General features: G+C 65.8%; 5 protein-coding genes. 4 read left to right on the plus strand and 1 reads right to left on the minus strand.

Annotated features, from left to right (window positions below; genetic code table 11):
- Nucleotides 1–60 precede the first annotated feature (60 nt).
- The 4 genes from QCE73_RS07940 (at nucleotide 61) to QCE73_RS07955 (ending at nucleotide 9,689) form a co-directional block, all read left to right on the plus strand.
- A complete protein-coding gene (locus QCE73_RS07940; protein WP_309880552.1) occupies nucleotides 61–6,060 on the plus strand; it encodes an MG2 domain-containing protein in 6,000 nt (1,999 codons plus the stop codon).
- Nucleotides 6,061–6,064: 4 nt separating this feature from the next.
- Nucleotides 6,065–8,275 (plus strand): penicillin-binding protein 1C, encoded by a 2,211-nt coding sequence (pbpC, locus tag QCE73_RS07945; RefSeq protein WP_309880554.1) that lies wholly within the window; start codon nucleotides 6,065–6,067, stop codon nucleotides 8,273–8,275.
- Between the two features lie 212 nt (nucleotides 8,276–8,487).
- Complete coding sequence (locus QCE73_RS07950; protein WP_238214337.1) at nucleotides 8,488–9,072, plus strand: helix-hairpin-helix domain-containing protein; 585 nt, start codon at nucleotides 8,488–8,490, stop codon at nucleotides 9,070–9,072.
- A 38-nt stretch (nucleotides 9,073–9,110) separates the two neighbouring features.
- On the plus strand, nucleotides 9,111–9,689 hold the full coding sequence (locus QCE73_RS07955) for a YidB family protein (protein WP_404989738.1): 579 nt from the start codon (nucleotides 9,111–9,113) through the stop codon (nucleotides 9,687–9,689).
- A gap of 164 nt (nucleotides 9,690–9,853) precedes the next feature.
- On the opposite strand, the gene clpB is transcribed toward QCE73_RS07955, so the two are convergent.
- Entirely contained in the window at nucleotides 9,854–12,451 is a 2,598-nt protein-coding gene (clpB, locus tag QCE73_RS07960; RefSeq protein ID WP_309880557.1) for an ATP-dependent chaperone ClpB, read from the minus strand.
- Nucleotides 12,452–12,552 lie beyond the last annotated feature (101 nt).

Below are 12,552 nucleotides of genomic sequence, written 5' to 3' on the forward strand. Positions count from 1 at the left end.
GGAAAGAATGACGTAAGGCTCCAGTAGAATTTCGCGTCGAGGGAAACTCGGAGCGAGTGGATGAGCCGCATTACAACGTCACAAAAAAAATGGATTCTGGCCGCAACCACGCTGATCGCCGCGCTCGGACTGGGCGCCGCGTTTCATCGAGCCGATGCCGCGCGCATCGCGAGCGTGTCGCCGCAAGGCAAGGTCGCGCAAGTGCGGCAGGTCGTCGCCAAATTCGACGAACCGATGATCGCGTTCGGCAATGCGGCAGCGCCCGCGCCCGGGCAGGTCACCTGTAGCGGCGCGAGCGCTTCGGATACGGCGGGCTCGCAGCGCTGGATCGACGCCAAAACCTGGGCCTTCGACTTCGAGCACGATCTGCCGCCCGGCGTGCGCTGCGCGCTCGATCTCGCGGACGGCCTCAAGTCGGTCTCCGGCACCGCGCTGTCCGGCCCGCGCCACTTCGCGTTCCAGACGGGCGGCCCGTTCGTCACGCGCATCATGCCGAGCTACGGCGACATCGAAGAAAATCAGGCTTTCGTGCTGCGCCTGAACGGTCCCGCGACGCAAGCTTCCGTGCTTCAGCATGTCTGGTGCGAATCGAACGCGCTCGGCAACCGGATTCCGGTGCACGCGGTCGATGACGCCACCCGCGCCGCCCTGCTCAAACATTTCCGGCTGGACAAGGAAAGCGATCGTGTGCTCACGCTCGCGTGCCAGCAAACGTTGCCGTCGGCGACGAAGATGCAGCTCGTGTACGGCGCGGGCGTGACGGGGCCGAGCGGCATCGCCAACGATGTCGAAAAACGCTTCGACTTCACCGTGCGCGAGCCCTTCACGGCGAGCTTTTCGTGCGAGCGTGAAAACGCGAAAGCGCCGTGCACGCCGCTGCGCCCGCTGCGCCTGAACTTCAGCGCGCCGATCAGCCGCGCCGACGCGCAGAAGTTCGTGCTGCACGGCCCGAAAGGCAATGCGTCGCCCAGTTTCGACGCGTCCGACAAGGACGCCGAAGTGAGCGCCGTCGAGTTCGCCGCGCCGCTGCCCGAACGCGCCGATCTCACCATCGACGCTCCCGCGAATCTGAAAGACGCGAGCGGCCGCACGCTCGCAAACGCCGATCTCTTCCCGCTCAAGACCGCGACCGCCGCGATGCCGCCGCTCGCGAAGTTCTCGTCGGGCACGTTCGGCATCATCGAGCGATTCGCCGAGCCGGACATGCCCGCGATGCTGCCGGTCACGTTGCGCCACGTCGAAGCGGACCTGCATGTGCAGGGGCTGAATTCGGGCACGTCGCAGATCACGAAGCTCAAACTCGACGCCGACACCGACATCCGCCAATGGATGCGCGCCGTCGATATGTTCGACGGCATCTCGATGTCGCGCTCGACGATCGAGGAGCGCATGCCGCAGATGCTCGACAACGGCATCGCGCCGGTCGTCATCCCGAACAGCGACGGCTCGTCGTCCAAAGATCCGCAAATCGACATTCGTTCGCTGTCGATGCTCGCGAAGCAGCGCGGCGTCGAAACCCTCACCCTGTCCGCCGCCGATCCGAAAGCGCTCCGGCCGTTCGAAGTCGTCGGCATTCCGCTCACGAAACCGGGTTTCTATGTCGTCGAACTGGGCTCGCCGGCGCTCGGCGCGTCGCTGCTCGGCAAGAATCAGGCGATGTACGTGCGCACGTCGGTGCTCGTCACCAATCTCGGCGTGCATTTCAAGCAGGGCCGCGAAAACAGCCTCGTGTGGGTCACGACGCTCGACAAGGGCAAGCCCGTCGCCAACGCGGACATTCGCGTGAGCGACTGCAACGGCGACGAAATCGCCACCGCCAAGACCGACGCGCAAGGCCTCGCGAAGATCGGCAAGCCGCTCGCGGCCACGCGCGAATGCAACGAGCACAGCCTCGCGTGGGGCGGCTTTTTCGTGTCGGCGCGCGTGAACGATCCCGTCACCGGTCCGGACATGGCCTTCGTGACATCGGACTGGAATCGCGGCATCGAATCGTGGCGCTTCAACGTGCCGACGGACATGAGCGCGACGCGCACGACCCGCGCGCATACCGTGTTCGACCGGACGCTCCTGCGCGCGGGCGAAACGGTGTCGATGAAGCATCTGCTGCGCGTCGAAACGCTGCACGGCTTCTCGTTTCCGTCGAGCTATCCGGGCCGCGTGACGATCCGGCACGTCGGCAGCGGACAGACCTGGCATCTGCCGCTCAAGTGGGCCGCCGACCACAGCGCCGACTCGACCTTCACCGTGCCCGTCGCGGCGAAGCTCGGCGAATACAGCGTGACGCTCGACAACGGTGCCGCGTCTGCGAACGACGACCAGGACAACGACAACGCCGTCACGCAGTCGTATGAATCGGGCAGCTTCCGTGTCGAGGAATTCCGCCTGCCGGTGTTCAAAGGCTCCATCACCGCGGGCGACGCCAAAGCGCCGGGGCTCGTCGCCGCGCAGGAAGCGCCGGTCGCGGTGCGGCTCGAATATGTGCAGGGCGGGCCGGCGTCGAATCTGCCGGTGCAGGTGTCCGCGCTCGTGCGCGATGTCGCGCCGCCCTTCGCTTCGCAATACGAGGCGTTCAGCTTCGCGCCGTATCGGAAGCCGTCGAACGACGGCGCCAGCGCGCCCGCCGAGGACGAAGACAGCGAGCAGGAGGAACACGCGACGACGAAGCTCATCGCCGACAAGCTGCGCGTCACGCTCGATCGCGACGGCGCCGGTAAGGTCACGGTGAGGCCGCTGCCTGCCGTCGATTCGCCGAAGCGTCTCGCGCTCGAAGCGAGCTTCGCCGATCCGAACGGCGAGGTTCAGACGATCAGCGGCGGCACCACGCTCTGGCCGGCCGCGGTGGCCGTCGGCGTGAAGGCGGGACATTGGGTGTCGGTCGGCGGCGCGCTGCCGGTGCAAGCGCTCGCGCTCGATTTGCAGGGCAAGCCGCGCGCGGGCATAGCGGTCGAAATCAAGGCGGTCGCGCGCGTGATGTCGAGCTCGCGCAAGCGCATGGTGGGCGGCTTCTACGCGTACGACAATCACACCGAGATCAAGGATCTCGGCACGCTGTGCAGCGGCAAGAGCGACGATCACGGCATCGTCTCGTGCGACGCGAAGCTCAAGGAGCCGGGCAACGTCGATCTGATCGCGGTCGCGAAAGACGGCGATGATCGTGTGGCCAACGCGAGCACATCGGTATGGGTCACGCGCGAGGACGAACTGTGGTTCGGCGGCGAAAACACCGATCGCATCGACGTGCTGCCCGAGAAAACGAGCTACGAGCCCGGCGAGACCGCGCGCTTTCAGGTGCGCATGCCCTTCCGTTCGGCGACGGCGCTCGTCGCGGTCGAGCGTGAAGGCATCGTCGAGACGCGGGTCGTCGAGCTGAACGGCAAGGATCCGACCGTCGAGCTGAAAGTCGAGAACGCGTGGGGGCCGAACGTCTACGTGTCGGTGCTCGCGCTGCGCGGGCGCATCCGCGAGGTGCCGTGGTATTCGTTCTTCACATGGGGATGGAAGGCGCCGGTCGAATGGGCGCGCGCGTTCTGGTACGAAGGCCGGCAATATCAGGCGCCGACGCCGCTCGTCGATCTGTCGAAGCCCGCGTTCCGTTATGGGCTCGCGTCGATCAAGGTCGGCACGGCGTCGCACAGGCTCGCGGTCACCGTGAGTCCGGATGCGAAGTCGTACGCCGTCCGAAGCAAGGCACACGTCAAGCTCAAAGTCGCGCTGCCCGATGGCAAGCCCGCGCCCGCAGGCACGCAGATCGCGGTTGCGGCCGTCGATGAAGCATTGCTCGAACTGATGCCGAATCAAAGCTGGGACGTGCTCGACGCGATGCTTCAGCAGCGCGCGTACGGCGTCGAGACGGCGACCGCGCAAATGGAGATCATCGGAAGACGTCACTTCGGACGCAAGGCGGTGCCCGCGGGCGGCGGAGGCGGACACAGCGCGACGCGCGAACTGTTCGACACGCTCTTGCTGTGGAATCCGCGCGTGACGCTCGACGCGAACGGCGAAGCCAGCGTCGATGTCCCGCTGAACGACGCGCTCACGCGCTTTCGGATCGTCGCGGTCGCGGCGGTCGGCGCGGGGCAGTTCGGCACCGGCAGCGCATCGATTCAAAGCACGCAGGACTTGCAACTGATCTCGGGATTGCCGCCGCTCGTGCGCGTCGGCGATGCGTTCCGCGCGCAGTTCACGCTGCGCAACACGACGGCGCGGACGATGCGCGTCGTCGTCACGCCGCGCGCCGGCACGCTCGCGCTCGACGCGCGCACGGTGGAGCTCCCGCCAGAATCGTCGCAGGAAGTGGCCTGGGACGTGACGACGCCCGATGTACTCGGCGCGAGTTCTTCAGCGAGTCTCGACTGGAACGTGAGCGCGTCGGAACAAGCCGGGCCGAAGGCGAGCGATTCCGTGAAGCTGACGCAAAAAATCGTGGCGGCGGTTCCGGTGACCGTGCAGCAGGCGACCATCGCGCAAGTGGACGGCACGTTCAGCGTGCCGGTCGCGCCGCCCGCCGACGCGAGCACATCGAGCGAGGGCACGGTGCGCGGAGGCATCGCGGTGTCCTTGCAGCCGAAGCTCGCCGATGGCCTGCCTGGCGTGCGCCGCTGGTTCGAGCGTTATCCGTATAACTGCCTCGAACAGCAGACGTCGCGCGCGCTCGGCCTGATGGATGCCGCGCAATGGCAGGCCGTGCTCGCGAGGATGCCGTCGTATCTCGACCGCGACGGCCTCGCGAACTACTTCCCGCCCGCCGACGACGAGCGCCCGACCGGCAGCCCCGCTCTCACGGCGTATCTGCTCGCCGTCGCGAATGAAGCCGCGAAAGAGGACAGCCGCTTCGCCCTGCCCGCCGATCTGCGCAATCAGATGGCGGCGGGCCTCGCGAACTTCATCGATGGCAAGATCGAACGCAAGTTCTGGGCGCCGCGCAACGATCTCGACTTCGAGAAGCTCGCGGCCATCGAAGCGTTATCGCGCTATGGCCTCGCGCAGCCGCGCATGCTCGGCTCGATCACGGTCGCGCCGGATCAATGGCCGACATCGGCGGTGCTCGACCTCTACGCGATCCTCTCGCGCGTCGACGGCATTCCGAATCGCGACGAGATGCGCGCGCACGCCGAGCAGGTCATCCGTGCGCGCCTGACGTATCAGGGCACGCGCCTGACCTTCACGACCGAACGCGAAGACAATCTCTGGTGGCTCATGACCGGCACCGAGACCAACGCCGCGCGCACGGCGCTGATTTTCGCGGACGCGCCCGGTTGGAAAGACGAGATGCCGCGCGTGGTCGCGGGCTTGCTCGCGCTGCAGACGAACGGCGCATGGCAAACGACGACCGCCAATCTCTGGGGCGCGCTCGCCGTCGGCCGATTCTCGCGGCTCTTCGAAAGCACGCCGGTGACGGGGCGTACGTCGATCGAACTGGGCAGCTCGACGCAAAGCGTGAACTGGGGCGCGCCGGCTTCGAGCGCACCTGCATCGGCGACGCCGGTGACGAAGACCGCCAGCGTGCGCAGCGTCATGCTGCCTTGGAGCAGCGGTTCGCTCGCGCTGACGCAAGACGGCACGGGCAAACCGTGGGCCACGATCGAAAGTCTCGCGGCCGTCGCGTTGAAGGCGCCGTTCGCGGCGGGCTATCGCATCGCGAAGACCGTCACGCCGGTCGATCCGGCCGTGAAAGGCGTGCTCTCGCGCGGCGATATCGTGCGTGTGCATCTCGACATCGACGCGCAAAGCGACATGACCTGGGTCGTCGTCAACGATCCGATTCCCGCGGGCGCGACGATTCTCGGCTCCGGCCTCGGTCGCGACTCCGAAGCGGCGACCCAGGGCGAAAAGCGGGATCGCGGCGCGTGGCCCGCGTTCGTCGAACGCGGCTTCGACGGCTATCGCGCGTACTACAACTATCTGCCGAAGGGCAAGCTGACGGTCGAATACACGATGCGGCTGAACAATCCCGGCACTTTCGGTTTGCCGCCCACGCGCGTCGAAGCGCTGTACGCACCTTCGTCGTTCGGCGCGTTGCCGAATGCGCCGGTGGTCGTCAAGCCGCTTGCCGCGAAGTGATGCCATGAAACGCGCCGCCGGCCTCGTCATCGCGTGCGTTCTTTCGGCGGCGGCGCACGCGTCGCCGAGCTTCGACGACGTGCGCGCGAACTGGCGCAGCTCCGACTGGGTGCTGCTCTCCCGCGACGGCGAACCGCTCGCCCGCACGCGCATCGATAAGAGCGCGCGGCGCGGCGACTGGGTCGCGCTCGCGGATGTATCGCCGGCGTTGCGCGAAGCGATCGTCGTGTCGGAGGACAAGCGCTTCTACGAGCACGCGGGCGTCGACTGGCGCGGCGCGGCGGCGGCCGCTTGGGGCAATCTATGGAACACGCGCACGCGCGGCGCTTCGACGGTGACGATGCAACTCACCGGCCTCATCGACGCCGATAAGTCGGCGGGCCGGCGCTCCATCGGCGAAAAGGCCGAACAGACGATCGGCGCGCTGTGGCTCGAACGAACCTGGCGCAAGGACCAGATTCTCGAGGCGTATCTGAATCTCGTGCCGTTTCGCGGCGAGATCGTCGGGTTGTCGGCGTTGTCGCAGACATTGTTCGGCAAGGCGCCGTCCGGGCTCGATGAACGCGAGGCCGCGCTCGCCGCTGCGCTCGTGCGCGCGCCGAACGCGCCGTATGCGAAAGTCGCCGCGCGCAGTTGCGTGATCCTGCGCGACATGCAGACGCTGCACGGCGTCGCGCGAAACGTCGATCCATGCGTCAATCTCGATAGTTTCGTGCAGCTCGCGCTCACGCGCACGGCTGCCGCGCCCGCCTATGCACCAGGCGACGACGCCCTCGCGCCGCATCTCGCGCGACGTATCGCGAGCGAGGCGCATCCGGCGGCAGGCGCGCGCATGCGCTCCACGCTCGATGCGCGGCTGCAACGCTTCGCCCGCGACACGCTCGCGCGAACGCTCGCCGAACTGAACGCGCGCGCGCATCCGCGCAACGTGCATGACGCCGCGGCCATCGTGATCGACAACCGCTCGGGCGAGGTGCTCGCGTGGGTCGGCTCGGCGGGCGGTTTGTCGAACGCGCCGGAGGTCGATGCCGTAGTCGCGCCGCGTCAGGCCGGCTCGACGCTGAAGCCCTTCCTCTATGCGCAGGCGTTCGACGAGAAGCGCGTCACCGCTGCCACGCTGCTCGACGACGCGCCGCTCGATCTCGCGACCGGCGGCGGTCTCTACATTCCGCAGAACTACGATCACGATTTCAAAGGCTGGGTGAGCGTGAGAACGGCGCTCGGCTCGTCGCTGAACGTGCCGGCGGTGCGCACGCTCGTGATGGTCACGCCGCATCGTTTCGCGAAGACGCTGGTCGCGCTCGGCATTCCCTTGTCGCAGGCGGGCGATTACTACGGCTTCAGCCTCGCGCTCGGCAGCGCCGACGTCACGCTGGCGACGCTCGCCAACGCCTATCGCGCGCTCGCGAACGGCGGGATCGCGCGCCCCTTCTTCGATCTCGCCGACCATCGGCCGACGAACGCCGAGAAGCGCGTCTTCAGCCCGGAAGCGAGCTTCATCGTCACCGACATCCTTGCCGACAACAACGCGCGCACGCGCACCTTCGGCTTCGACAGCGTGCTCGCGACGCGCACCTTCAGCGCGGTCAAGACCGGCACCAGCAAGGACATGCGCGACAACTGGGCGGTCGGTTTCACCTCGCGATACACCGTGGGCGTGTGGGTCGGCAATGCGGACGGCGCACCGATGTGGGACGTGTCGGGCGTGACGGGCGCGGCGCCGGCATGGAACGCCATCGTCAACTATCTGAACCGGCGATCGGATAGCCGCCCGCCGCAAGCGCCGCCGGGCGTCGTGACGACGCGTGTCACGTATCAGAACGATATCGAGCCCGCACGTGACGAATGGTTCGTGCGCGGCACGCAGATGAGCGCCATCGGACTCACGGCGAATGCGTCGCAGAGCGCGCGCAGCGGGAATGCGGACGCACAGGCTGCACGCATCGGCGCGCCCACGGACGGCACGATCTTCGCGCTCGACCCGGACATTCCGCCCGCGCGGCAGCGCGTATGGTTCGAGCGCGCGGACAGCGGCGCGCGCCTCGCGTGGCGGCTCGATGGCAAGCCCTACGGCCACGACGCCCGCGCGGCGTGGCTGCCCTGGCCGGGCCGTCACGCGCTCGAACTGGTCGATGCAAAAGGCGCGATCGTCGATAAGGTCGGCTTCGAGGTGCGCGGCGCGTTCGCGAAAACGGCGGCGGGCGCGTCGAAGTGATGTGCGGCGCGCACGCCGGCAGAAACGGCGCGTCATCCATCCGGCGTTTCGCAACGTTAAAGATTGTGCGGAAGCGCAATGCGCGCGGCGGGGGTCGTGCACAATGCGATCCGTTTTCGTTCGGAACAGGTTTTTGCCCTATCCTTAACGGCATCTTCCCAATCGGCCCGAACTTATCGATTCATCCTTTCTCTTTAGCCCGGAGTGCCGTCATGCTGAAAAAGCTGCTGATGCTGTGCTTAGCGTTCATGCTGTCGATGGGAGCGGCCTTCGCCGCGGTCGATGTCAATACCGCAGATCAAGCCGCGCTGGAAGCGGTGAAGGGTCTGGGTCCGGTGAAGTCGAAGGCGATCGTCGACGAGCGCACGAAGAACGGCCCGTTCAAGGACGCCGACGATCTCGCGACCCGCGTCAAGGGGCTCGGCACCAAGTCGGTGGCGAATCTGGAGCAGAACGGCCTGACGATCGGCGGTTCGTCGCTGCCGCCGACGGGCAAGACGTCGAAGCCCGCGACCTCATCGACGCAAGGCGGCAGCGCCGCGCCGAACTCCACGGTGAAGTCATCGACGGCGGCCACCGCCGCGACGTCGCCAGCGGCCACCACGGCGCAGACGCCGGCCACGACGCCTGCCGCTCCCGCGTCGGGCACGAAGGCATCGAAGAAATCGAAGAAGGAAAGCGCGGCAGCAGCGACGACGAGCGCATCGGGCACGATGGCCGCGAGCGACGCGAAGCCCGCCAAATCGAAGCGCAGCAAGAAAGATAAGGCCGCCAGCGCCGCGGCCGCCAGTCAGTAATTCTTCGGGGAACCTTGTCGAAGGGAAATTGCCTTCGTTTGACCATCCTTGAACGGCCGCTCGCGGCCGATGCCCGCGCCGCCACGCCCGGTTTTCGAGCCAGACGCGGCGGCAAGGGCGAACCCACCCCCGCAACCTCTCGTAGTGAGACTGCCATGAGCCTAATCGATATCCTCGCCTCCTCCCTCGGCAATTCGTCGCAACAACCAGGCGGCCAGCAGGGCCAGTCCGGCCAGGCCGCGCTGATCGCGGCGGCGCTCGCGTTCGTCAACAGCCAGCCGGGCGGCATCATGGGCCTGATCCAGCGCTTCCAGCAACACGGCGCGGGCGATGTCGTCCAGTCGTGGATCGGCACCGGCGAGAACAAGCCCATCAGCCCCGATACGCTCACCAACGTGCTGGGCCAGGACAATGTCGGCGCGCTCGCGCAAAAAGCCGGCGTCTCGGGCGATCAACTTTCGGGCATGCTGGCCACGGTGCTGCCGCATATCGTCGATCGCGCGACGCCCAATGGCGAAGTGCCGCCCGAAGGCCAGCTCGATCTGACCGGCGTGCTCGGCTCGCTCGGCGGCCTCGCAGGTCTTTTCGGCAAGAGCGAAGAGCCGAAGCAGGGCTAAGCGCGCTGTTTCGATTCGCATCGAAAGAAAGCCCCGCAGGCATCGCGCACGGGGCTTTTGCTTTTCGGATCGCGTTTCGGGCGAACGAAAAAAAGGGCAACGAATCGCTTCGTTGCCCTTTTGTATGAACGGCCATCCCGCATCCGGGACGACCGGACCGCGCCTCAGTGCACGACGCGATCGAACACGAACTTCCCTTCCCGCACATCGACCGGAATGACGTCCTTCGGTCCGAAACGCCCCGCGAGGATGAGCTTCGCGACCGGATTCTCGATCTCCTGCTGAATCGCGCGCTTCAGCGGCCGCGCGCCGAACAACGGGTCGTAGCCGACCTTGCCGATCTGCTCCAGCGCCGTATCCGACACTTCCAGTTGCATATCGAGCTTCGCGAGACGCTCCTGCAGACGCTGCAACTGAATCTTCGCGATCGACTCGATGTTCGTGCGATCGAGCGCATGGAACACGACGACATCGTCGATACGGTTCAGGAACTCAGGCCGGAAGTGCAGCTTCACTTCTTCCCAGACGGCATCCTTCACTCTCTCCTGCGGCTCGCCGACCATGCCCTGAATGACTTGCGAACCGAGATTCGACATCATCACGATCACCGTGTTCTTGAAGTCGACGGTGCGGCCCTGGCCATCGGTCATGCGGCCATCGTCGAGCACTTGCAGGAGCACGTTGAACACATCCGGGTGCGCCTTCTCGATTTCGTCGAGCAGAATCACGCTGTACGGCTTGCGGCGCACGGCTTCGGTGAGGTAACCGCCTTCTTCATACCCGACATATCCCGGCGGCGCGCCGATCAGACGAGCGACGCTGTGCTTCTCCATGAACTCGCTCATGTCGATACGGATGAGATGATCCTCCGAATCGAACAGGAAGGAAGCGAGCGCCTTGCACAGCTCGGTCTTGCCGACGCCCGTAGGCCCGAGGAACAGGAACGAGCCATACGGACGGTTCGGATCGGACAGACCCGCACGCGAGCGGCGAATCGCGTCCGCCACCGCGCCGATCGCCTCGTCCTGGCCGATCACGCGCTCATGCAGCTTGGTCTCGATCTGCAGCAGCTTTTCGCGCTCGCCCTGCATCATCCGCGATACGGGAATGCCGGTGGAACGCGACACCACTTCCGCGATTTCCTCGGCGCCGACCTGCGTGCGCAGAAGACGCGGACGCGTCGGATTGTTCTGCTCCTGCGATTCGGCCTGCGTCACCTGCTTCAGACGCGCTTCGAGTTCGGGCAGCTTGCCGTACTGCAATTCGGCGACCTTCTCGAGCTTGCCTTCGCGCTGCAAACGTGTGATGTCCGCACGCACCTTCTCGATTTCTTCCTTCAATTGCGCGCTGCCCTGCACGGCCGCTTTTTCGGCAGTCCAGATTTCCTCGAGATCGGAATACTCGCGGTTCAGCCGGTCGATTTCCTCTTCGATCAGTTGCAGACGCTTCTGCGACGCTTCGTCCTTCTCCTTCTTCACGGCTTCGCGTTCGATCTTCAACTGGATGAGACGGCGGTCCAGCTTGTCCATCTCTTCGGGCTTCGAATCGATTTCCATCTTGATGCGCGACGCGGCTTCATCGATCAGATCGATGGCCTTGTCTGGCAAGAAGCGGTCCGTGATATAGCGATGCGACAGTTCCGCGGCCGCGACGATCGCCGGATCCGTGATCTCGACGCCGTGGTGAAGCTCGTACTTTTCCTGCAAGCCGCGCAGGATCGCGATGGTCGCTTCGACCGACGGTTCATCGACGAGCACTTTCTGGAAACGCCGCTCCAGCGCCGCGTCCTTCTCGATGTACTTGCGGTATTCGTCGAGCGTGGTCGCGCCGATGCAGTGCAGCTCGCCGCGCGAGAGCGCCGGCTTCAGCATGTTGCCCGCGTCCATCGCGCCTTCGGCCTTGCCCGCGCCGACCATCGTGTGAATTTCATCGATGAAGACGATCGTCTGGCCTTCGTCCTTCGCGATGTCGTGCAGCACCGCCTTCAGGCGTTCCTCGAACTCGCCGCGATACTTCGCGCCCGCGAGCAGCGCCGCCATGTCGAGCGACAGCACGCGCTTGCCCTTGAGCGTTTCCGGCACTTCGCCGTTGACGATGCGCTGCGCCAGCCCTTCGACGATCGCCGTCTTGCCGACGCCCGGCTCGCCGATCAGCACCGGATTGTTCTTCGTGCGGCGTTGCAGGATCTGGATCGAGCGGCGAATTTCGTCGTCGCGGCCGATCACTGGATCGAGCTTGCCCGCTCGGGCGCGCTCGGTCAGATCGACGGTGTATTTCTTGAGCGCCTCGCGCTGGCTTTCGGCGTCCTGGCTATTGACCTGCGCGCCGCCGCGCACGGCGTTGATCGCCGCTTCGAGTGCTTTCCTCGACAAGCCGTGCTGCTTCGCGAGACGGCCCGCTTCGCCGCGGTCGTCCGCGACGGCGATCAGGAACATCTCGCTCGCGATGTACGTGTCGTTGAGCTTCTGCGCTTCCTTGTCGGCGGCGTTCAGCAGGCCCGCGAGTTCGCGGCTCACCTGCACATTGCCATCCGTGCCCTGCACTTGCGGCAAACGGTTGATCGCATCGTTCAGCGACGTTTGCAGCGCCTGAACCTGAACGCCCGCATGCGACAGCAACGATCGCGCGGAGCCGTCCTGCTGCGCGATGAGCGCCGCAAGCAGGTGCACCGGTTCGATGTACTGGTTATCGCGTCCGACCGCCAGGCTCTGCGCGTCGGAAAGCGCTTCCTGGAATTTGGTGGTGAGTTTGTCGATTCTCATTTTTTGAAAGCTCCAATTCTGAATACGACCAAAATGAGGCGCTTTTTGTCACTTTCAAGCGCGCTTTGGCTCGAAAAGTGCACTTTTTTGCTCTTCGACAA

It is taken from the genome of Caballeronia sp. LZ029 (assembly GCF_031451275.1).
GTDB lineage: Bacteria > Pseudomonadota > Gammaproteobacteria > Burkholderiales > Burkholderiaceae > Caballeronia > Caballeronia jiangsuensis.

Excerpts from the sequence above, each read along its gene's own strand:
- QCE73_RS07940 (WP_309880552.1), top strand. The coding sequence starts at position 61 with ATGAGCCGCATTACAACGTCACAAAAAAAATGGATTCTGGCCGCAACC.
- pbpC (WP_309880554.1), top strand. The coding sequence starts at position 6,065 with ATGAAACGCGCCGCCGGCCTCGTCATCGCGTGCGTTCTTTCGGCGGCG.
- QCE73_RS07950 (WP_238214337.1), top strand. The coding sequence starts at position 8,488 with ATGCTGAAAAAGCTGCTGATGCTGTGCTTAGCGTTCATGCTGTCGATG.
- clpB (WP_309880557.1), bottom strand. The coding sequence starts at position 12,451 with ATGAGAATCGACAAACTCACCACCAAATTCCAGGAAGCGCTTTCCGAC.